The 18,895-nt window shown below is 68.7% G+C and carries 24 protein-coding genes, 2 tRNA genes and 1 riboswitch; of the genes, 3 read left to right on the top strand and 23 right to left on the bottom strand.

Annotated elements, in window-relative coordinates:
- Nucleotides 1–14: 14 nt before the first annotated feature.
- The 6 genes from LG334_RS09185 to LG334_RS09160 all read right to left on the bottom strand — a co-directional run bounded on the left by LG334_RS09185 (nucleotide 15) and on the right by LG334_RS09160 (nucleotide 4,706).
- Complete coding sequence (locus LG334_RS09185; RefSeq protein WP_404385373.1) at nucleotides 15–314, bottom strand: hypothetical protein; 300 nt, start codon at nucleotides 312–314, stop codon at nucleotides 15–17.
- On the bottom strand, nucleotides 314–769 hold the full coding sequence (locus LG334_RS09180) for a hypothetical protein (RefSeq protein ID WP_009542166.1): 456 nt from the start codon (nucleotides 767–769) through the stop codon (nucleotides 314–316). Before LG334_RS09180 ends, LG334_RS09185 begins: the two co-directional genes overlap by 1 nt.
- A 62-nt stretch (nucleotides 770–831) precedes the next feature.
- On the bottom strand, nucleotides 832–2,004 hold the full coding sequence (locus LG334_RS09175; protein ID WP_404385371.1) for a hypothetical protein: 1,173 nt from the start codon (nucleotides 2,002–2,004) through the stop codon (nucleotides 832–834).
- A gap of 53 nt (nucleotides 2,005–2,057) precedes the next feature.
- Nucleotides 2,058–2,999 (bottom strand): hypothetical protein, encoded by a 942-nt coding sequence (locus LG334_RS09170; protein WP_404385369.1) that lies wholly within the window; start codon nucleotides 2,997–2,999, stop codon nucleotides 2,058–2,060.
- Nucleotides 3,000–3,551: 552 nt separating this feature from the next.
- Entirely contained in the window at nucleotides 3,552–4,073 is a 522-nt protein-coding gene (locus LG334_RS09165) for a GNAT family N-acetyltransferase (protein WP_404385367.1), read from the bottom strand.
- A 72-nt stretch (nucleotides 4,074–4,145) separates the two neighbouring features.
- A complete protein-coding gene (locus tag LG334_RS09160) occupies nucleotides 4,146–4,706 on the bottom strand; it encodes an exonuclease domain-containing protein (protein WP_404385365.1) in 561 nt (186 codons plus the stop codon).
- Between the two features lie 95 nt (nucleotides 4,707–4,801).
- On the opposite strand from LG334_RS09160, the gene gpmA reads away from it, so the two are divergent.
- Nucleotides 4,802–5,530, top strand: a complete 729-nt coding sequence (gene gpmA / locus LG334_RS09155; protein ID WP_404385363.1) for a 2,3-diphosphoglycerate-dependent phosphoglycerate mutase — start codon at nucleotides 4,802–4,804, stop codon at nucleotides 5,528–5,530.
- Nucleotides 5,531–5,587: 57 nt separating this feature from the next.
- On the opposite strand, the gene LG334_RS09150 is transcribed toward gpmA, so the two are convergent.
- The 13 genes from LG334_RS09150 to LG334_RS09090 form a co-directional block, all read right to left on the bottom strand.
- A tRNA-Phe gene (locus LG334_RS09150) sits at nucleotides 5,588–5,663 on the bottom strand.
- A gap of 126 nt (nucleotides 5,664–5,789) precedes the next feature.
- On the bottom strand, nucleotides 5,790–5,990 hold the full coding sequence (locus LG334_RS09145; RefSeq protein WP_404385361.1) for a DNA gyrase inhibitor YacG: 201 nt from the start codon (nucleotides 5,988–5,990) through the stop codon (nucleotides 5,790–5,792).
- Between the two features lie 17 nt (nucleotides 5,991–6,007).
- On the bottom strand, nucleotides 6,008–7,363 hold the full coding sequence (locus LG334_RS09140) for a ribonuclease E/G (RefSeq protein ID WP_404385359.1): 1,356 nt from the start codon (nucleotides 7,361–7,363) through the stop codon (nucleotides 6,008–6,010).
- A gap of 4 nt (nucleotides 7,364–7,367) precedes the next feature.
- On the bottom strand, nucleotides 7,368–7,964 hold the full coding sequence (locus LG334_RS09135; protein WP_404385357.1) for a Maf family protein: 597 nt from the start codon (nucleotides 7,962–7,964) through the stop codon (nucleotides 7,368–7,370).
- 35 nt (nucleotides 7,965–7,999) lie between these two features.
- Nucleotides 8,000–8,218, bottom strand: a complete 219-nt coding sequence (gene infA, locus LG334_RS09130) for a translation initiation factor IF-1 (RefSeq protein ID WP_009542175.1) — start codon at nucleotides 8,216–8,218, stop codon at nucleotides 8,000–8,002.
- A gap of 149 nt (nucleotides 8,219–8,367) precedes the next feature.
- On the bottom strand, nucleotides 8,368–8,814 hold the full coding sequence (locus tag LG334_RS09125; RefSeq protein WP_404385355.1) for an arsenate reductase ArsC: 447 nt from the start codon (nucleotides 8,812–8,814) through the stop codon (nucleotides 8,368–8,370).
- Between the two features lie 13 nt (nucleotides 8,815–8,827).
- On the bottom strand, nucleotides 8,828–9,316 hold the full coding sequence (locus tag LG334_RS09120; protein WP_404385353.1) for a UPF0262 family protein: 489 nt from the start codon (nucleotides 9,314–9,316) through the stop codon (nucleotides 8,828–8,830).
- Between the two features lie 31 nt (nucleotides 9,317–9,347).
- On the bottom strand, nucleotides 9,348–10,646 hold the full coding sequence (gene hisD / locus LG334_RS09115) for a histidinol dehydrogenase (protein ID WP_404385351.1): 1,299 nt from the start codon (nucleotides 10,644–10,646) through the stop codon (nucleotides 9,348–9,350).
- The gene (gene hisG / locus LG334_RS09110; RefSeq protein WP_404385349.1) at nucleotides 10,636–11,295 is read right to left on the bottom strand and encodes an ATP phosphoribosyltransferase; all 660 of its coding nucleotides are present in this window, start codon (nucleotides 11,293–11,295) and stop codon (nucleotides 10,636–10,638) included. Before hisG ends, hisD begins: the two co-directional genes overlap by 11 nt.
- Before the next feature lie 107 nt (nucleotides 11,296–11,402).
- The gene (locus tag LG334_RS09105; RefSeq protein WP_404385347.1) at nucleotides 11,403–11,675 is read right to left on the bottom strand and encodes a hypothetical protein; all 273 of its coding nucleotides are present in this window, start codon (nucleotides 11,673–11,675) and stop codon (nucleotides 11,403–11,405) included.
- A 102-nt stretch (nucleotides 11,676–11,777) separates the two neighbouring features.
- Nucleotides 11,778–12,086 (bottom strand): hypothetical protein, encoded by a 309-nt coding sequence (locus LG334_RS09100; protein ID WP_404385345.1) that lies wholly within the window; start codon nucleotides 12,084–12,086, stop codon nucleotides 11,778–11,780.
- A 68-nt stretch (nucleotides 12,087–12,154) separates the two neighbouring features.
- A riboswitch (SAM-I-IV-variant riboswitch) is annotated at nucleotides 12,155–12,271 on the bottom strand.
- A gap of 150 nt (nucleotides 12,272–12,421) precedes the next feature.
- On the bottom strand, nucleotides 12,422–13,714 hold the full coding sequence (murA, locus tag LG334_RS09095; protein WP_404385343.1) for a UDP-N-acetylglucosamine 1-carboxyvinyltransferase: 1,293 nt from the start codon (nucleotides 13,712–13,714) through the stop codon (nucleotides 12,422–12,424).
- A gap of 147 nt (nucleotides 13,715–13,861) precedes the next feature.
- On the bottom strand, nucleotides 13,862–14,053 hold the full coding sequence (locus tag LG334_RS09090; protein ID WP_404385341.1) for a hypothetical protein: 192 nt from the start codon (nucleotides 14,051–14,053) through the stop codon (nucleotides 13,862–13,864).
- A gap of 228 nt (nucleotides 14,054–14,281) precedes the next feature.
- On the opposite strand from LG334_RS09090, the gene LG334_RS09085 reads away from it, so the two are divergent.
- Nucleotides 14,282–14,356 (top strand) — tRNA-Thr (locus LG334_RS09085).
- A gap of 304 nt (nucleotides 14,357–14,660) precedes the next feature.
- Nucleotides 14,661–15,419, top strand: a complete 759-nt coding sequence (locus LG334_RS09080; protein ID WP_404385339.1) for a chemotaxis protein — start codon at nucleotides 14,661–14,663, stop codon at nucleotides 15,417–15,419.
- 52 nt (nucleotides 15,420–15,471) lie between these two features.
- On the opposite strand, the gene LG334_RS09075 is transcribed toward LG334_RS09080, so the two are convergent.
- Genes LG334_RS09075 through LG334_RS09060 form a run of 4 tightly spaced genes read right to left on the bottom strand, consistent with a single transcriptional unit; the run spans nucleotide 15,472 to nucleotide 18,772 of the window.
- Nucleotides 15,472–16,128, bottom strand: a complete 657-nt coding sequence (locus tag LG334_RS09075; protein ID WP_404385337.1) for a DUF1190 domain-containing protein — start codon at nucleotides 16,126–16,128, stop codon at nucleotides 15,472–15,474.
- Between the two features lie 14 nt (nucleotides 16,129–16,142).
- Nucleotides 16,143–16,538 carry a DUF350 domain-containing protein gene (locus LG334_RS09070; protein ID WP_404385335.1) on the bottom strand — a complete coding sequence of 132 codons (396 nt, stop codon included), beginning with the start codon at nucleotides 16,536–16,538 and terminating at the stop codon, nucleotides 16,143–16,145.
- A gap of 51 nt (nucleotides 16,539–16,589) precedes the next feature.
- Nucleotides 16,590–17,597, bottom strand: coding sequence for a potassium channel family protein (locus LG334_RS09065; protein ID WP_404385333.1), 1,008 nt, complete (start codon nucleotides 17,595–17,597; stop codon nucleotides 16,590–16,592).
- A complete protein-coding gene (locus LG334_RS09060; protein ID WP_404385331.1) occupies nucleotides 17,594–18,772 on the bottom strand; it encodes a glutathionylspermidine synthase family protein in 1,179 nt (392 codons plus the stop codon). Before LG334_RS09060 ends, LG334_RS09065 begins: the two co-directional genes overlap by 4 nt.
- Nucleotides 18,773–18,895: the final 123 nt, after the last annotated feature.

Raw genomic sequence — 18,895 nt, 5'->3', positions numbered from 1 at the left:
CCGCGCGCGTCTCCTCAACCGTCGGACAGGACCGCCGCGACCGCGCGCAGGGCGCGTTCCTCGGCCTCGCTGCCTGCGCCGTCGCCGCCGGTCGCCGCGCGTGGGGCAACCTCGCGCAGTTCCACCTGCACGGGGAAGAAGACCTGGACGGTGGTGCCGGCGTCCTCCACCGCCTGGATCGCTTCCGCCTCGCCGCCGGCCGCCGGATAGACGATTTCGTTCTCGTGGACGAGCGCGAGCCCGGTGCGGGTGACGCGCTTGGGGCGCCGGGGCACGCTGCCGCCGCCCAAGACGCCGAACACAGTGTCGGCCATCAGCTTTCGATGGGCGCGCCGACGGCGGCCGCATCCTGGCTGGCGGACTTGGCCTCGCCGCCCAGGGCGAAGCCGGAGAACGTCGCCGTGGGGGCGCCCGAAATGGCCGCTGAACTGGGCGTCGCGTTGGTGATGAAGCAGTTGTCCAGCAGAACCTCTGTCAGCGACCATTCCGGGTCGCTGCCGTCGTCCACTTCCTCCATGACCACGCGGAACGCCGTGCGGTCCAGCGCCAGCTTGGTCAGCTCCGCCGTGGCGGTCCCCAACGCCTTCACGGTGATGGTGAAGTTGATCTGCTCGGGCATGGCGATGACGCCGATGTTGATCGCCTCCACCGAATGCAGGGGCTCGGCGTTCATGGCGAAGCTGGGCTGGAAGCTTTCGATGGGCGTGATGGTTTTTTCGCCGCTGCCGGTGTCGTACTTGACGACGAGGCGGGAGTTCCAGGACGGCATGGCAGTGGGCTCCTATCGGGCTGGACGTGTGCAAGGACGGGGGCAGGACGGGCGGTCACGCCTCAGAAGCGCGGCTGCAGCGTGATGCTCAGGCGGTGGATGGCGGGGCCGAGAACGATGATGGCCGTCATGTCCACCAGCCGCTGGGCGCGCGCGGTGGCGATGATCTGGTCCTCGGTGGCCGTGCGGGCGGCGGCGGGCTTGAGCAGGGCGTCGTAGACCGGAATGATGATGCTCGACCCGGTGATGCCGCCGTCCCGCTGCACCACGCCCAGGATGCCGTTGGCCTTGCGGATGATGGCAGCCAGGCCGGCGCGGGTCATCCGCGCGTCGCCGATCAGGCCGATCAGGCCGGCCTTCAGGCGGAACTCCACGTCGTCGAGCAGCCGCACCGTGTCGATGTAGGTGGGCTGGGCGTCGTACATGGTGCCTTCGGCGAAGTGCAAGCCCTCGCCCACGATCAACGCCGGGTCGATGACCGGAATGATGCCGTCCTGGCTCAGGGCCTTGATCTCACCCGGCGAGTACTGCCCGGCCAGCGGCATGGTGAAGCCCGTGACGCTCTTCAGCACGATGGAGGCCGCCACCGGCTGCCCGGCGATGGCCGAGGCCGCCGCCGCCGCCACCTGGGCGGTGTTGCCGGATGGATCGACCGCGCCGCGCGCCGCCACCACGACCATCCGCGAGCCGGACGTCTTGAGCGGTGCGGCAAGACCCGTGACGGTTTCCGCATAGGCTTCGCTGCGGCCGATCGCCGGGTCGACGGCGGCGACGCCGATGCGCTTGTTGCCGGCGGCCGACTGGTTGTCGCAATGGGCCTTCAGGGCGGTGATCGGCGCCAGCGGGTTCCCTTCCCCGCCCTGGATCACGGCGTCGGCCACAGTGACGAAGGTGATGTCGTCGGCCGCCTCAAGCGCGCGAAAGGCCGCCGCCCAGTCATTGTCGCCGTCCAGCTTGACGGCATAGACCTTGCTTGGCCGCGGGTCCTGCTGGAACACCGCCGCCAGGGCCCGGTACAACGGCGTTTCGGGGTTGGGTGCGCCGTCGCCGTCCACGCGGTTGAACCGCGCCGCGGCGTCGGCCAGCGAGTCGATCACGACGGGATCGTTCGCCGCCGCGCTACCGGCTCCGTTCGTGCTGCCCACCACCGCCAGCACGCCGGGTGCGCGCCGGGCCTCGGGTTGCAGGTCGCTGTCGTCGACGGAGACTTCGACGAACGGAAAGGCAATGGCCATGATCTTTCTCCCCCTGACAGCCGTCGTCGGCCCATGAAAAACCCGCCGTGCGTCTACCGCCCGACGGGTGCGAGTGCGATGCCCTGGCCTGCCAGCCAGGACGTGGCATGGGTGATGCGCGCCTGCCGGGCATCCGCGGGACGGGCGGCGTCCTCTCCGCCCGGCCAAGCCCCGTCGTCAAACCAGTCTTCGGGCACCAGCCACAGAACCACCGGACGCCCCTGCGGCAGGTCCTCGTCGCCCTCGGGCGGCTCCACCCCCTGGACCTTCATCTGCTCCAGAACCGTGTGGCTGGCGCGCAAAAAATCGGCGAGGCGGAATCCGTCCTGCACCGGGTCGCGAATCAGAACCGCCGCCGCCACCGGAAACCGCCGCGCCCGCGCGACGTCCGATCCCGCGATCGGTGTGAACGACAGCGCGATCCTGTGCAGCGGCACCCCGTGGTCCTGGCCCCACGACAGCGCTTCCGACAGGCTGTCGGCGCCCATCTTGCTGACCCAGCTGTCGATCACGGCCTCGGTCATGGCGTCGGGATCGATGGCGGCGGCGCGCAACCGCTCGAGGAGGGCCGCGCGGCGAGCCTGGTCAAGGGCCCGAGTATCGCGGGGCGGCGGATCGGGCAGATCGAGGTCCAGGTCCGTGATGCGCACGGTGGGGCTCGTCCGCACCCCCACAACGGCACGCTCCAGCCGTATGGACGTTGTCACGGCGCCGCGCCACAGCAGGTCCACGTCCGGCCGGCTGGCCGGCGACGCGCCGGGGTCCTGCTCGCCGAAACGGATGCTGTAGCCGCTCTGCTGGATTTCCGTGCGGGTCTCGGCGCGGAAGCGACCATATTCCAGACTGTCGAAGTGCGCCGCCACCTCTGCGCCGAGGGCGTCCGGCGGGATGCGATAGGCCGCATGGACGACGGCACGCAAAATGTCGGGAGACAGCACCGTCGCCCGTGCTTCTGGATCGGTGAATGCCAGAAGCTTCCGGTCATCGAAATCCATGCCGTTCCCCCTTTCAACCGCCCCTCGGCGCCCCCGCGCCGCTATCTACCTTTACGGTTTTTTTTCTTTTTTTGCAACTTTAACGCATGGCGTACGCAGGGGTGGGGGGAACCGTGTTGAAAAAGAACGACTTACCGGCCCGACCAGAGTGGCCCGGAGACGCGGAACGGTGCGGCTGGGATGACGGCGGGGCCACGAATCCAAATCGGCGGCCGAACGCGACGGAGCGATGGTCGAAGCCCGCCCGGAGGCCACCGGCGGTTCGGACGGCCGGCCCGTGGCCGCCGCCGGGACAGGGCGGCGGGTCCCTGAAAAAAATCAACGGCAGCGGCGGCAGCAGCCGATCCGCGACACCGCGCCCGGCGTATGCAAGAATACCTGTGCGGAATGGTCGGAAAAAAGCACTGACTGCCGCAGGGGAGGCATCACAGAACCACCAGGGGAGACCTCGCGATGCTGGGGATCGTAAAGCTGTTGTTCATCATGACCGCGTGCGCCGCGGCCTGCACGGCCGCCGGGCTGCGGCCCTCTCGCGTCCGTGTCGGGCGCTGATCACCCGATGGGTCGCGCCAGCAGGCGCACCCGCTTGGTGCCGCCGTAGGGCTCGAACTCGCCGACGCCCTGGAAGCCGAGTGATTCATGGAAGGCCATGGAGACCGGATTGGGCGGCCGCACGTTGACCTCGCAGGTCACCCGCGGAGCGCCCGTCCGTTCGGCCTCGGCGAAGACATGCTCGTACAGAGCCCGCTGGGCACCGGAGCGCCGCCGCGTCGGGTCGACCACGATACGGTCGACGTAGAGAAAGCCCTCGTCACCCATGTTCGCGCAGAACCACGCATAGTTCTCGCTGGCGTAGCGCTTGCCCGGTGCCAGGGCGAGGACGAAACCGGCCACGCCGCCAGCGGCATCCACCGCTTTCACGGCCACCGCGGCCTCGTCCACGATGGCGCAGAAGGCCGCCGCGTCCAGGTCGTTGACGTGGGGCACGGCCGCGTTGTTGAGCACCAGCAGGGCTTCAGTGTCCTCGGCCGTGACGGGCTGCATGGCGAAGGTCGGCGCGGCGGTGGCGGTCATTGCGTCATCTCGTGGTTCAAGAACGGGCGTGCCCGTCCTACCGCCGCCGCGCGGCTGCGATCAAGAGCCACTTCAGCGCAGACAGCCCGCCAGGCGCATCCATACATGCGCGGCATCCACGGCATCACCCTCGGCAGAGTGGCGGCGGCCCTGCGGCTCCAGACCTTCGCGCGTTAGCGCATCCTCCAGCGACGCGCGCGCGCCGCACCCGCGCAGGGTTGCATAAAGCTGCGCCATATCGAAGAATCCCGGCGAGAACGGATGCGCCTCGGCATCGCCCCGCTCCACCGCCTCGTCCAGCAGGATGCGGTCGGCGCCCCAGGCGTACCACGCCTTGCGGGCGGGGCCCCAGTCCTTCTTCAGCGTCCCGAAAACTTCCGCCAGCGAGCGACCGTCGCGCTTGAGGTCGTCCTGCGTCACGCCTGTCAGGTCGGCGCAGAACTCCGACACCGTGGAATGGCGCGGACGAACGAGATAGCGGCCGCTGCGGGTGACCTTCAACGCCTCGGCGTCCACCTCCGCCAGCCCGATCTCGATGATCTCGCTCTGCTCGCCGGGGGGCGGCATGCCCTTCCAGCAGGTCAGTTCCAGGTCGACGAACAGCAGGCGGTCCAGGCGCAGCGAGGTTTTCATGCCCCTACCATACCGCGGCCGCCGCACCGGGACCAGAGGCCGCCCCCGCGCGTTGGTGGCACGAAGTTCGAGCGTTGACGACGAAGGAGCATCGCATGGCCCGCCTGATCCTGCTGCGCCACGGCGAAAGCGTCTGGAACAAGAAAAACCTGTTCACCGGCTGGACCGACGTCGACCTGACAGACGACGGCCGCAAGCAGGGATGGGCCGCCGGCGAGGCCCTGGCGGCGGAAGACATCCGGCCGACGGTGTGCTTCACCTCGGTCCTGACGCGCGCCATCCGCACGCTGTGGCTGACGCTGGACGCCATGAACCGCATGTGGCTGCCGGTCAGCCGCGACTGGCGCCTGAACGAGCGCCACTACGGCGCCCTGCAAGGGCTCAACAAGGACGAAAAGGCGAAAGAGGTCGGCGACGAGCAGGTGCACATCTGGCGCCGGTCCTACGACGTACCGCCGCCGGAACTGCACCCGGACGACAAGCGCGCGCCCCATCACGAGGAACGCTACAAGGCCATTCCGCGCAACAGCCTGCCGTTGACAGAATGCCTGAAGGACACGGTGGCGCGCTGCATGCCTTTCTGGCACGGCCCCATCGCGAGCGCGCTGAAGGGCGGCGAGACGGTGCTGATTTCCGCCCACGGCAACAGCTTGCGCGGCATCGCCATGGAACTGGACAGCGTGCCGCCCGACGTCATCCCGCACGTCGAGTTCCCCTATGCCATCCCGCTGGTCTACGAACTGGACGAGAACCTGAAGCCGATCGAGAGCCGCTATGTCGGCGGCTCGGAAAAGACGCCGGCGGAGGTGAAGGCGGAAGCATGAGGCGGGAGGCTGAAACGGCGAAGGCCGCCGACCCGGTCAGGTCGGCGGCCTTCAAAGTGGTGCCCGGGGACAGATTCGAACTGCCGACACGGGGATTTTCAATCCCCTGCTCTACCAACTGAGCTACCCGGGCTCCGGGCCTCCGGGGCGGTGTGTGCCCCGTCGTGAGGCCGGCTTTATACGGAACCTCCGCAGCCTTGTCCAGCACAAAAATGCAAAAATTCGACAAGGGCTTAGAGAGCGCCGCTGGGGCCGCCCGTCAGCGCTCTCCGTCGTCGGGCGTCCAGCCCTCGGGGGCCGGTTCTTCCGTCGGCACGCGGTAGGTCTCGCCCAGCCAGCGGCCCAGATCGACGTCGGCGCAGCGCTTGGAGCAGAAGGGGCGATAGCGTGCCACCGTCGGCTTGCGGCAGGTGGGGCATTTGGCGGTGCTGACGCGGGCGGGTTCGGGCTTGGCGGTCACGGGCAGGTCCTCGATAATCAGGAAAACACGGTCTCGGCGCGGTCGCGGGGAAAGTCCTCCCGCCCCCGCAGGGTCAGCGCCCGGTACAGGCGGGCCTCCGCCTCGGCCAGGGCGGCGCGCAGCGGCCCGCGCAGGGCCTCGACCACCTCCGGCGCGGCCTCCAGCACCGGAGTACCGCCGGGATGGGCCTCGGCCTCCCGCACCACGCGGCGCAGGGCAGCCAGAGCGACTGTTTCCGCCGAATGCCGGCCGTCGGCGTCACACAGCAGGTCGGCCAGCGGCGGTGCGGTGCGGCGGCGGGAGAGTTCCACCAGCCCCAGCGGCGAGACGCCCGCGACATAGGGCGCGGCGGGATCATCCTCAAGCGCCTGTTTCAACTGGGCGATCAGGTCGCGGCGGCGCGGATCGCGGCGGTCGGGGATGAAATCCGCCACCACATGCCCCGCCAGCCCGCGCACCTCCAGCTGCCGCGCCAGGACGGCGGCGGCCTCGGCATTGACGGTGGCGGGGGCCGCCGGGCCGGCGTCCACGTCCACGGCCACCAGGGCCGCCGTCGGCTCGATCACCAGCGCGCCGCCGCCGGGCAACGGCACGCGGGGGGAAAGCGCCGCCTCCACCTGCTCGTCCACGCCTTCGCGCAGGAACAGGTCGGGGCGCGCGGCCCCCATAATGTCGGACAGCGCCGGATGACGCCGGCGGGCCCGGGCGGGAACGGTGGCGCCCTCGAACACGATGGTGTCGGGCGCCGGCCAGCGGGCCAGGGCCTCGGCCAGCAGGTCCGGCGGCGGGGAGAGGCGGCGCGGCACCGGCCCCTCCGCCGCCCGCGCCTGCTCGATCAGCGCCCAGTCGGCCCGCAGGCGGGCGAGGTCGGCCTCCAAGGACAGCGGCGCGGCTTCGGCGGCGGCGGTGCGGGCGACGAGGCCCTCCCCCTTCTCTGCAAGCTCGCGCAGCCGCGCGGTCAACGCCTTCGCCAACTCCTTCGGAAGCTTGCCCGAGGCCGCGACGCCCGGCCGCAAGGGACCGTAGGCGAGCAGCGGCGTGGAGAACGAGACATCGCCCGTCAGCCGCGCCCCCTTGCCGCGCCGCGCGGCATGGCGCACCTGCACCAGCACCGCCGCACCCTCCGCCGGCAGACCGCCCAGCACGCGCGCGTCCGAGGCGTTGAGGAACGCCGCACCACCCTCGCCGATGTCGATGAAGGCCGCCGAGCCGTCCGGCAGGCGCCCGGTGACGCGGCCCAGGTGGACGCTCCCCGCCTCCGCCCGGTGTGCGCGGTGGAGGAACAGCGCCACCAGCCCCCCGGCGTCGTCCAGGATGGCGGCGCGGGACTCGCCCGGACCGTCGGAGATCAGGATGCTGCCGCCGTGCGGCATCGCCTCAGGCCTCGGGCCGGATGTGGACGGACGCCAGAAGGTTGGCGGTCTCCAGCAGCGGCAGGCCGACCACGTTGGGATAGCTGCCGATCACCTGCTGGATGAGCAGTCCGCCCAGGCCCTGGATGGCATAGCCGCCGGCCTTGCCGTGCCACTCGCCGGAGCGCAGGTACATGGTCATCTCGCGGGTATCAAGGCGCTTGAAGGTGACGGCGGTGGTGACCAGCCGGTGATGCTCGCGCCCGTCCGGGCCGATGAGCGTCACCCCGCCATGAACCTTGTGGCGGCGGCCGGAGAGCAGTTCCAGGCAGGACCGCGCCGTCGCCTCGTCCTCTGCCTTCGGCAGGATGCGGCGGCCGGCGGCGACCACCGTGTCGGCGGCCAGCACGGCGCAACCGGGGTGCCGGGCGGCGACCACTTGCGCCTTCTCTGCGGCCAGGCGCGCGGCGTGGTCGCGGGGAAGCTCGTCGCGCAGGGGCGATTCGTCCATGTCGGCCGGATCGACCGCATCGGGCGTGATGTGGATCTGTTTCAACAGGTCGAGACGGCGCGGCGAGGCCGACGCGAGAACCAGGCGCGGGCGCGCCGTGTCGTCGCTCATGAAAACTCCTTGCGTCCGTCCCGGACCGGGACGGTTTACTTGAAGCGGAAAGTAATGCGACCCTTGGTCAGGTCGTAGGGGGTCATCTCCACCGTCACCGCATCCCCCGCCAGCACGCGGATGCGGTGCTTGCGCATCTTGCCGGAGGTGTGGGCGAGGATTTCGTGCCCGTTCTCCAACTGGACGCGGAACATGGCGTTCGGCAGCAATTCGACCACCTTGCCCTGGAACTCGATCAGATCTTCCTTGGCCATATTTTCCTTACCCGGCCCACCGACTGTCCCCGTGACCGTTTGCCGGTCAGTGCGCAAAACAAATGCGGTGACACTGGCGCGAGGTCAAGTGTTTTCAGGAAGATGGAGACCTTCGGACAATGCACCCACAGCCATTGGACGTGGCGGGCTCAGCCGGCCGGCAGCCGCACCGGCGGGAAGGTGTCCAGGATGCGCCGCGTCAGCTCGTCGCGAACCTGGCGATAGGCATCCAGCCGCATCTCGCGCGTACCCTCCACGATGGCGGGATCGAAGGTGTTCCAGAACAGCACGTCGCAGGCCATGGTGCGCGTCATCTCCACCGCCGAGTGCTGGGCTTCCGGCGACAGAGAGACGACGACGTCGAAACTGCCGTCCTCCAGTTCCTCGAACGTTTTCGGCCTGTGGCCCGAGACGTCGATGCCGACCTCGTCCATGACCGCGATGACGAAGGGGTCAAGCTCGCCCTTGCGCACGCCCACCGAATCGACGAACACGCGGGTGCCGTGGTGCCGCTTCATGATGCCTTCCGCCATGGGGGAACGGATGGCATTCATGGTGCAGGCGAAGAGGACGGCTCCCGGCAAGCTGTCCGACACGGCGCCCTGCCCCTCAGCCCCGGATGTGCAGGACGCAGACCAGCGTGAACAGCCGGCGCGAGGTGTCGACGTCCATCTCCACCTCCGCATCCAGGCGCTCGCGCAGAAGCTCCGCGCCCTCGTTGTGCAGGCCCCGGCGGCCCATGTCGATGGCCTCGATCTGCGAGGGCGAGGCGGTCTTGATGGCGCCGTAGTAGCTTTCACAGACCATGAAGTAGTCCTTCACGATGGCCCGGAACGGCGACAGCGGCAGGGTGATCTTCTTGAGGTCGTTGTCGTCCTTGTCCCGCACGTCGACGATCAGCCGGTTCTCCGCCAGCGACAGGTGCAGGATGTAGGGACCCGTGATGGACGGGTCGCGGATGTGGAAGGTGTTCTCCTCCAACAGGTCGTAGATGGCCACCGCGCGCTCGTGCTCCACCTCCGGCTTGCGGCGCACGAGCGTCCTTTCGTCCAGGATGACGTCGGCGATCACCTCTGTCTTCGGCGGAGCAGCGTTCATCCCTGTCCCCTTTCCCGTCCGTCGCCGCCGGTCAGCGCGGCATGTTCAGGCGCAGCGCCACCGACAGGCCGTGGGCGCCCAGGCCCTCGACCTCCGCCAGTTTCACCGCCGCCGGGCCGATGGCGGCCAGAGAATCGGGCGTGCAGCCCAGCAGCGAGGTGCGCTTCATGAAGTCGATCACGCCCAGCCCCGAGGAGAACCGCGCCGACCGCGCCGTCGGCAGCACATGGTTCGGCCCGCCGACGTAATCGCCCACCGCCTCGGGCGTATAGCGCCCCAGGAAGATGGCACCGGCATTGGTGATACGCTCCGCCAGCGCGTCGGGATCGGCCACGGCCAGTTCCAGGTGTTCCGGCGCCACGCGGTCGATGAGCGGCACGGCGTCGTCGATGCTGTCCACCACGATCAGCGCGCCGTGGTCGTTCCAGCTCTGCCGTGCGATCTCGGCGCGGGCAAGCGTCTGAAGGTGGCCCTCCACGGCCTCGCCGACCGCGCGCGCGAAATCGGCGCTGTCGGTAATCAGGATGGATTGCGACGCCGTGTCGTGCTCCGCCTGGCTGAGCAGGTCGGCGGCGATCCAGGCCGGGTCGTTGTCGGCGTCGGCCACCACCAGGATTTCCGACGGCCCGGCGATGCTGTCGATGCCCACCGTGCCGAAGACCTGGCGCTTGGCCGCGGCGACGAAGGCGTTGCCGGGGCCGACGATCTTGTCCACCGGCGCAATGGTCCGGGTGCCGTAGGCCATGGCGCCAACGGCCTGGGCGCCGCCGATGCGGTAGATCTCGTCGGCCCCGCCCACCTTGGCGGCGGCCAGGACCAGCGGGTTCAGCACCCCGTTCGGCGCCGGCACGCACATGACCAGCCGCTCCACCCCCGCCACCTTGGCCGGGATGACGTTCATCAGCACGGACGACGGATAGGCCGCCGTGCCGCCCGGCACATAGAGCCCCGCCGCCTGCACGGCGCGCCAGCGGCTGCCCAGGCGCACGCCGGCATCGTCGGTGTAATCGTATCCTTCCGGCAGCTGGCGGGCGTGATACTCGCGGATGCGCTCGGCGGCCAGTTCCAGCGCTTCCAGCAGTTCCGTCTCGGTCTGCTCGTAGGCGGCCTGGATGTCCTCGGCCGGGATGCGCATGGTCTGCGGCGTCAGATCCAACTTGTCGAAGCGGCTGGTGTATTCGATGACCGCGTCGTCACCGCGCGTGCGCACGTCGCGCAGGATGTCGGCGACGATGGTGTTGACGTCCTCGCTGGTCTCGCGCTTGTCGTTGATCAGCGCGTCCAGGGCTTCAGCGAAACCGGCCTGGCCGGTGAACAGTTCAACGGGCATTGACGGCCTCTCGGAAGGAATCGATCCAGCCGCCCAGTTCCTCGGGGCGGGTCTTCAGCGCCGTGCGGTTGACCACCAGGCGCGAGGTGATGTCGACGATGTGCTCGATCTCCACCAGCCCGTTGGCCTTGAGTGTGGAGCCGGTGGAAACAAGGTCGACGATGCGGCGGCACAGGCCCAGCGCCGGCGCCAGTTCCATGGCGCCGTTCAGCTTGATGCACTCGGCCTGCACGCCGCGGCGCGCGAAGTGCCGGCGGGTGACCTCGGGGTATTTGGTGGCGACGCGCACATGGCTCCAGCGAGTGGGATCGTCCTCGCCCTCCATCTCCACCGGCTCGGCGACGGCCAGGCGGCAATGGCCTATGTTCAGGTCCAGCGGCGCGTAGATTTCGGAATAGCCGAACTCCATCAGCACGTCGTTGCCAGCCACGCCCAGGTGCGCCGCGCCGAAGGCGACGAACGTGGCGACGTCGAACGAGCGCACCCGCACGATGTCGATATGCGGATGGTTGGTGGAAAAGCGGAGCGCGCGGCTCTTGGGATCGTCGAAGGCGGGCTCGGGCTCGATGCCCACGGCCCGCACCAGCGGCATGCATTCGTCCAGGATGCGCCCCTTGGGGAGCGCGATCACCAGCTTTTCAGGAGCCATGGATGACGTCTTCTCGGCGGTGTTCGGCATGATGGCGGCGATGTTTACACGTTTCCCCGCCGCCGAACCACCCCGATCATGCGACCGGCCGGGTCGTCGGACGCCGATCACATGCGCGCCAGCGTCATGATGCCGAAAAAGCCGACGCCCAGAACGGCCAGCATGACCGCCAGCCAGAGCAACCCCTTCGACACCATGTCGACGACGCCTCCGCCGCCACTGGTCTGCTGCGACAGGGCGTCGGACAGTTCCTGCATGCGCTTGCGCATGTGGGGTTCCTGCGCCTTGCGCTTTTCCGGCGGCAGCGACTCGTACATTCTTTTCAAGCGGCGGAATTCCGTCAGGTTTTCCGCGCGCGAACGTGACCTGGGATCGGCCATGGTCCCCCTCCCGCCGACCTGTACCTGCGGTAGAGGATAGCAGCCGCAACGCATCCTCGCAAAGAAATTGACGCAACGACTACAGGGGCATGACGGATTTTTCTACTCCGCAGCCTGAAGAACCACGCGCACCGGCGGAGCATCCAGCCGGGCAGACAGGCGGTAGGCGGCAAGCTGCCGCGCCTCGCGCAGCCGGCCGCCCGGCAGGACGGCCTCCAGGTGCACGAGTCCGCCGCGGCCGCGGACGGCGCTTTCGGCAACCCGATAGAGGTGGGTGAAGATCCCGCCGCGCCGGTGGACGACGGCATAAACCCCCTCCCCCGTCGGCGTGGTGCCGAGCCAGGCGACGTCGTCGTGGGGACCCACGACAAGGGCGGCGTCGATGTTGGACTGAATGCTGCGCGAGCACATGAAAAAGCCTCCTCGGTCTGGCGAGAAGGCTGACGCGTCGGCTTGGCGGCTGTGTCCGGAGGACCGGGTGTGTCCCGTTTGGTTGCCGGTTCGGCCGCATCCTCCCTCCGTTGCCGAAGGAAGCACCACCTTGCCCGGGCAGGCAGGTTGGCGATGGGCGTCAGCCCACTCTCTTGATGCTGAGAAGACGTGTACCGGGATTCGCGGCGGCTGGCAAGGGCCGATGTGCGCACCGGGTTCTCCGCCTTGAGGTTTTGCAGCCCGTTGGCGGGATACCAACACCGCGCCTTTTGCTCAACAACGGCATGGCCCGGCGCGAATTCAGCACTACGAGATTACCGCTCCCCGCGCAAGCGCTCGATGTGGGCGCCGCAGTTGCCCAGCTTCTGCTCCAGGCACTCGTAGCCGCGGTCCAGGTGGTAGATGCGGTTGACGATGGTTTCGCCTTCCGCCGCGAGCCCCGCGAGCACCATGGAGACCGAGGCCCGCAGGTCCGTCGCCATGACCGGCGCGCCCGACAGGCGCGGCATGCCGCGCACGATGGCGGATGCGCCGTGCACCGTGATCCGCGCGCCCATGCGGGTCAGCTCCGGCACGTGCATGAAGCGGTTTTCGAAGATGGTTTCCGTCAGCATGGACGCCCCCGACGCCGTCGCCATCAGGGCCATGAACTGGGCCTGCATGTCGGTGGGGAAGCCGGGGTACGGCTCCGTCATCACGTCCACGCCGCGGATGTCCGCCCCGTCGGCGCGGACGCGCATGCCGCGTTCGGTTTCGGTGATCTCCACGCCCGCCTCCGCCAGCGTCTTGACGACGGCGTCCATGATGCCCTTGCGCGTGCCGGTCAGTTCCACGTCGCCGCGGGTGATGGCGGCGGCGACGGCATAGGTGCCGGTCTCGATGCGGTCGGGGATGACGCTGTAGTCGGCGCCGTGCAGGCTGGTGACGCCCTTGATGTGCAGGGTGGACGACCCGATGCCCTCGATCTTCGCGCCCATGGCGTTCAGGCAGTGGGCCAGGTCGCAGACCTCGGGCTCCTGCGCGGCGTTGGCGATGACCGTGTCGCCGTCGGCCAGGGCGGCGGCCATCAGGGCGTTTTCCGTGCCGCCGACGGTCACCTGCGGGAACAGGATGTGGCCGCCCTTCAGGCGGTCCTTCACGGTCGCGGTGATGTAGCCTTCCGTCAGTTCGATGGTGGCGCCAAGCGCCTCCAGCGCCTTCAGGTGCAGGTCGACCGGGCGCGTGCCGATGGCGCAGCCGCCGGGCAGCGACACCCGCGCCTCGCCAAAGCGCGCAACCAGAGGACCCAGCACCAGCACGCTCGCACGCATGCGGCGCACCAGATCATAGGGCGCGGTGGTGGAGGTGACCTCGGGCGTCGACATGGCGAGCACCCGGCCATGGGCGCCGCCGGCCCCGGCCTCGCCGTTCATCTCCATGCGCACGCCGTGCTGGGACAGCAGGTTCGCCATGGTGGTGATGTCGGCCAGGTGCGGCAGGTTCGACAGCGTCAGCGTTTCCCCGGTCAGCAGCGCCGCGGGCATGAGCGCCAGCGCGGCATTCTTGGCGCCTCCGATGGGAATGGTGCCCCGCAGGGGCGTGCCGCCGACGATGCGAATACGGTCCATGGTGGGAATGCTCTCTATGTACATGCTCTTGATCTTGGTGGGCGCATCAAGCGATACGCCGAACGCGCGGCGGCACCGGGGCAAAACCGGCACCCTTTCGGGAAATTCTGGTGGCGGCCCCGTGGCGGGGGCCGCCGGATGGCGATCTTATTGCTCGCGGCCGGAGCCGGTGGTGTCGTCGTCGGCCTTTTTATCAGCGTCCGAGCGGGCGCGCATCTGCTGCTTGCGCTTCTGCAAATTGGCGCGCAGGGCTTCGGCCTGGCGGCTCAGCCGGTCCTCGAGCCGATCCTGGCCCTTGTTGGAGAGGCGCGGATTGGACTTCTCGCGGTTCTTGATCACGGTTGGGGGTCCGTTCAGACGGGTTGTCGATGTCTGGATAAAGTGGCGCATCCTGGCGCCTGGGCGCCCCTCCGTCAAGCCCGCGCGCAGGCCTTCTCAAGCCATGCCCGCGCCTGGAAAATTTCTTGAAAAAGGTGCTTGCAACGCCGGAACTCGGCGGCTATAAAGCGCGCCTCGGCACGACGGACGGCACCGCCGCCCAGTCAGCCGGGACAGACAAGACGGTACGCTGCCGTAGCTCAGGGGTAGAGCACTCCCTTGGTAAGGGAGAGGTCGAGAGTTCAAATCTCTCCGGCAGCACCATCTTCCAAAGCCTCGCGACCCACCGGGTCGGCGGGGTTTTTTATTGCCCGTAGACGTCCAGGGGCGACCCGCCGTCCTCTTCTGGACCTCACGGCCCTCGGGTTGGCGATGTATTTTTGTGGTTGTTTTGCCGGACAGGGCGCGGGACTTTCGCACTTTGCATACCGGCTTGCGACGCAGACTGCCGATGCCACCCGGCCCGACCCGGAAAGCTCCTGCGTCATGGGCCGGCACGGGTCTTGCTGCACGTTATGCCGTGTCAGCCAGCCCGCCCCCACGACCCGCGACGCCGGAACGCTCCTTCATGTCCTCCACCGTAGAAACCCAGATCGCGAACCTGACCGCGGCCATGCTGGCCATGTCCGGCGAAATGCGCGAGATGATGCGCGAGACGGTCGCCGAAGCCGTCCGCGCCGAGATCGACCGCCTCGTCGACGAAGGTCGCCTGGCCGTCGTCGCGCCGCTGGCCGACGCCCAGGCCGCGCCGCCGGCGCCCGCCCACGACGAGCCCGCGGGGCACATGTCGGATCTGCTGACGGGTAACTTCGACCTCATCAAGCTCAGCCTGGTGGACCTGGTCGAGCGGCTGGACCTGACGCGCGACTATGTCGCCGGCCTGACGCCGGCAGACGGCCAGGAAGATCAGATCCAGACCACCACCGGCGAACTGCGCGCCGTCATCAGCGCCACCGAACAGGCGACGAACAAGATCCTGGAGACGGCCGAGAGCATCCAGACCCTGCTGGACGAAAACGCCGATCGCCTGGGCGTGGACCTGTACGAAGCCATGGGCACCCACGTCATCGACCTGATGACCGCCTGCAGCTTCCAGGACATCACGGGCCAGCGCATCGCCGCCTCCATGCACACGCTGCTGCACCTGGACGTGGAACTGCGCCGCCTGGTGGAACTGTGGGACATCGAGGAAGGCCGCGCCACGGCGGAGATCATCCGCAATCACCCCGATGACGCCCGCACCGACAAGCACCTGCTGCACGGCCCGCAGCACGAGGGCGCCGGCATGTCGCAGGACGACATCGACGCCATGCTGCGGGGCTTCTAAGCGGCCGACGGATTGAACACGGCTCCGACGTGACCACGCCGGAGCAAAAACCTCATCCGCCGAACCCGCCGCCGCCGAACCGGCTCGCGCCGGCAAAGCCGCCGGTGCGGCTGACCGTCGTGCGGGTCAGCACCTTGGGCGCGCTCTTGGGCGTGCTCGCCAGAGCGCGCGCTTGGGTGCGCACCGTGCCGTCGCGATCGACCGTCAGCGTCCCGCCCGACAGGGTGCGGAAGGGCGACGTGTTGGCGGTGGTGCGGTAGAACGGCTGGCTGAAGTAGGTGTTTCCGCGATAGCTGCGGCCGCGCTTCTTCTTGAACGCATCCCCCACCTCGTCGATCACCCCGCCGGCCAGGCTGCCGACCACCCAGCCGGTGAAGAACGGCATCCAGTAGCCGCCACGCTCCTGCTGGTATTCGCAGGCGTTGACGCCAAACTCTTCTTCGCACACGGCGCGCTCCTCGTAGCGGGGCGCGTTCTCCTCGTGCTCGGTCATCGCCTCCTGCAGCATGGTTTGGCAGGCTTCTTCGTCAAACAGGCCGCTTTCCACGCACTGGGGCACGCTGCGGAAGGCCTGGACCTCGGTGGTCGGCTCCTCGCCGCAGGCCGACAGGGTGACCACCACCGACCCGGCAAGGCCGGCGCGGAGGACAGTGCCCGACCCGGCCATGCGGCGGAGGGTGAGCCTCTGGCTGCGCTTCTGCTTGGGCATGGGGCGGGCCTCCGTCAGTAGGTCATGGACGCAGCGTTGAGGATGCCGACGGCCACCGACACGCCGGCCAGCTTCAGCGCCGGGGCCAGCGTCCCGGCAACGATGCTCTCAGAGATGTTCTTGTAGAAGAATGTGCGCACCACCACCCAGGTCAGCACCTGCACGACACCGGCAACCACGCCCCAGATGGCGAAGTCCACCAGGCTGACGGAGTTTGCCAGCGCCGAGGCCAGCGGCAGCACGAAGCCGATCAGGGCGCCGACGTAGGCCGTGGCCGCCGCCACGTTGCCGCCCTTGATCAGTTCCGTCTCACGGTGCGGCGTCACCGCCATGTAGACGGCCTGGAAAACGAACAGCAACACGATGGCGGTCGCGAAGTAAAGGGCGAAACTGGCAAGGGCTTCGAGCATGGGCGGGTCCCCCTTCTCAATGTGTCAACGCACCGGCGGCGCGGTGGGCGGTCAGAGCATGTCGCCCGGCAGGCGGGCGCGGGCGATGTAGTGGATCCGGTCGCCCGGCGCGGCCTCGCCCGCCGCCTGCGGAAGCAGGGTCGGCTGCACCGCGCCCTTCTTCTGGTGGCCGATCATCACCGCGCCGGCCTCCTCCAGCCGGCGCTTGATGGTTTCAAGCCCGGCGCCCTCGCGCACCCGCACAGAGAACACCGCGGCGTCCTCCACGGTGGACGACAGCAACGACAGCACGATGCCCGCCCCCGGGTCCTGGGCCTCGCGCACCACCTGCTCCACGGCGTCGGAGATGAGGCAGCGGGCGCGCGGCACATGGGCGCGCAGCAGGTCGGCCTGGGCCTCGTCGCGGAAGAAGGCGACGATGGCCACGTCGTCGTCGGCGGCCGAGGCGGCCAGGGCGGCGGACAGCGTCTCGTCGTCGCCATCGCCGTAGATGAGCACCGTTTTCGCACCGTCCAGCCCTGCCCGGCGCAGGTCGGTGGTGAAGCTGCCCGTTCCGGCGCGGACGAAGCGCACCCGCATGTCCGGGTTCTGCTCGATCTCGCGGGCGACCAGGACGATCTCGGCATCGGGGCGACCGGCCAGAAGTTCGTCGATCATGCGCAGCGTGCGCGCGGGATGGTAGCCGACGATGATGGTGTGGCCGGTCAGGCTGGAGAAGTCGGCGAGGCCGTTCATGCGGCGCCTCCAGAAAGCGGAAAGGGAGTTGATGGCCTTGGCGATCACCGCCGTGAAGATGGCGATGCCGCCGGTATAGCCGAAGAACGACACGATCATGCGGCCGGCGTCGGTGACCGGCGAGATGTCGCCGTAGCCGACCGTCGTACTGGTCGTCCACCACCAATAGATGTAGGTGACCGGTGCCAGCATGTCGGTCTCGCCCGCCCAGGCCAGCAGCAGCCACAGCACCCCGGCATGGGTCAGCGTGACGGCGATGAGAATGGGCCAGGTGACCTCCGTCAATTGGCGGTAAAGGGCGCGGAGCAGCAGGCGGACGGTCATGACGGCGCGATCCAGTGCGGCAGGAAACGGCTGAGATTGCGGGTGATAGGGCCGGCGTCCTCGCGCACGGCCAGGCCGCAGGGCGCGTCGCCGACGATCCACGAGCCGAGCACCGTGTGTACCTCGCTGCCGTCGGGGCGGCGGAACACGGGCAGCGGGGTATAGCTCTGGGCGATCATACCCTCCGCCCCATAGGCGCCGTCGGCCTCGACCGTTTCGTGCCCCGGGCGGACGATGGCGACGTTGTCCCCTTCCCGCGAATACAGCGGCTTGCGGACGTAGGACGGCGGCAAATCCTCGTTGGCCTCGCCCCAGAAGAAGGCGGGCAGCAGGGTGGGATGGCCGCGGAAGCGCTTCCACAACAGCGCCAGCAGGCCCTTGTTGGACAGCACCGCCTTCCACGGCGGCTCCACGATCATGCAGCCGGCGCCGGCCAGGTCGCGGGCGGCATCGTCGCGAAGCATCATTTCCCACGGATACAGCTTGAACAGGGCGCCGATGACGTTGGCGTCGGCATCGGCCAGCCGCCCCAGCACGTCGACGCCGATGTCCTCCATGAAGACGAAGTGCGGCGTGATGCCGGCCTGCTCGGCGCAGTCCTCCAGGTAGCGGACCGTCTGGCGGTCTTCCTCCGACCCCTTGCAGGCGGAGAAGTGGACGTGACCGCCGCCTGGCCATATCTCGGCCATCCGGTCGATCAGGCACTCCTGGATGCTGTTGAACTGGTCCGCGTCCTCGGGCAGCACGCCGGCGGCGACCTGGTCTTCCAGCCACAGCCACTGGAAATAGGCGGATTCATAGAGGCTGGTGGGCGTATCGGCGTTGTACTCCAGCATCTTGGCCGGGCCCTCGCCGGTATAGGCCAGGTCGAAGCGGCCGTAGAGGCTGGCCGCGCCGGCCTTCCAGCTTTCGGCGATGAGGTCCCAGTGCTCGCGCGGAATGGCGAGCTTGGTCAGGGTTTCCTCGTCGCGCACGGCATCGTCCACCACGGCCAGGCACATCTGATGCAGTTCCGCCGTCGGGTCCTCGATGTCGTCCTCGATCTGGCGGAGCGTGAAGCGGTAGGCGGCGGATTCGTCCCAGTAGGGCTCGCCGTACATGGAATGGAAGGTGAAGCCGAGGTCCTCGGCTTTCGCCCGCCAGTCGGGGCGTTCCGGAAGGTCGGTGCGCTGCATGAACGGGCCGGGAGCTGGGGCGGGACGCGGACTCGCCCGAAACGGTAGCCCGCAACGATGGCATGAGCAACCGGAAAGGGTGGCATTCCATCAACGCCCTTCGCTGATGGTCGACCGCCGCCC

Origin of the sequence: Caenispirillum salinarum (genome assembly GCF_044803115.1) — a bacterium.
Classification (GTDB): Bacteria; Pseudomonadota; Alphaproteobacteria; order Rhodospirillales; family Rhodospirillaceae; genus Caenispirillum; species Caenispirillum salinarum_A.
Note: the sequence above shows the minus strand (reverse complement) of the source record. Positions and strands in the feature narration are given on the sequence as shown.

Bases quoted from the DNA above. Each gene is read 5' to 3' on its own strand.
- infA (WP_009542175.1), bottom strand. From the start codon at position 8,218: ATGGCCAAGGAAGATCTGATCGAGTTCCAGGGCAAGGTGGTCGAATTG.
- hisG (WP_404385349.1), bottom strand. From the start codon at position 11,295: ATGGCTCCTGAAAAGCTGGTGATCGCGCTCCCCAAGGGGCGCATCCTG.
- LG334_RS09060 (WP_404385331.1), bottom strand. From the start codon at position 18,772: ATGCAGCGCACCGACCTTCCGGAACGCCCCGACTGGCGGGCGAAAGCC.
- gpmA (WP_404385363.1), top strand. From the start codon at position 4,802: ATGGCCCGCCTGATCCTGCTGCGCCACGGCGAAAGCGTCTGGAACAAG.
- LG334_RS09065 (WP_404385333.1), bottom strand. From the start codon at position 17,597: ATGACCGTCCGCCTGCTGCTCCGCGCCCTTTACCGCCAATTGACGGAG.
- murA (WP_404385343.1), bottom strand. From the start codon at position 13,714: ATGGACCGTATTCGCATCGTCGGCGGCACGCCCCTGCGGGGCACCATT.
- LG334_RS09170 (WP_404385369.1), bottom strand. From the start codon at position 2,999: ATGGATTTCGATGACCGGAAGCTTCTGGCATTCACCGATCCAGAAGCA.
- LG334_RS09135 (WP_404385357.1), bottom strand. From the start codon at position 7,964: ATGAGCGACGACACGGCGCGCCCGCGCCTGGTTCTCGCGTCGGCCTCG.
- LG334_RS09140 (WP_404385359.1), bottom strand. From the start codon at position 7,363: ATGCCGCACGGCGGCAGCATCCTGATCTCCGACGGTCCGGGCGAGTCC.
- LG334_RS09185 (WP_404385373.1), bottom strand. From the start codon at position 314: ATGGCCGACACTGTGTTCGGCGTCTTGGGCGGCGGCAGCGTGCCCCGG.
- LG334_RS09100 (WP_404385345.1), bottom strand. From the start codon at position 12,086: ATGTGCTCGCGCAGCATTCAGTCCAACATCGACGCCGCCCTTGTCGTG.
- hisD (WP_404385351.1), bottom strand. From the start codon at position 10,646: ATGCCCGTTGAACTGTTCACCGGCCAGGCCGGTTTCGCTGAAGCCCTG.
- LG334_RS09165 (WP_404385367.1), bottom strand. From the start codon at position 4,073: ATGACCGCCACCGCCGCGCCGACCTTCGCCATGCAGCCCGTCACGGCC.
- LG334_RS09160 (WP_404385365.1), bottom strand. From the start codon at position 4,706: ATGAAAACCTCGCTGCGCCTGGACCGCCTGCTGTTCGTCGACCTGGAA.
- LG334_RS09070 (WP_404385335.1), bottom strand. From the start codon at position 16,538: ATGCTCGAAGCCCTTGCCAGTTTCGCCCTTTACTTCGCGACCGCCATC.
- LG334_RS09120 (WP_404385353.1), bottom strand. From the start codon at position 9,316: ATGAACGCTGCTCCGCCGAAGACAGAGGTGATCGCCGACGTCATCCTG.
- LG334_RS09105 (WP_404385347.1), bottom strand. From the start codon at position 11,675: ATGGCCGATCCCAGGTCACGTTCGCGCGCGGAAAACCTGACGGAATTC.
- LG334_RS09075 (WP_404385337.1), bottom strand. From the start codon at position 16,128: ATGCCCAAGCAGAAGCGCAGCCAGAGGCTCACCCTCCGCCGCATGGCC.
- LG334_RS09080 (WP_404385339.1), top strand. From the start codon at position 14,661: ATGTCCTCCACCGTAGAAACCCAGATCGCGAACCTGACCGCGGCCATG.
- LG334_RS09180 (WP_009542166.1), bottom strand. From the start codon at position 769: ATGCCGTCCTGGAACTCCCGCCTCGTCGTCAAGTACGACACCGGCAGC.
- LG334_RS09175 (WP_404385371.1), bottom strand. From the start codon at position 2,004: ATGGCCATTGCCTTTCCGTTCGTCGAAGTCTCCGTCGACGACAGCGAC.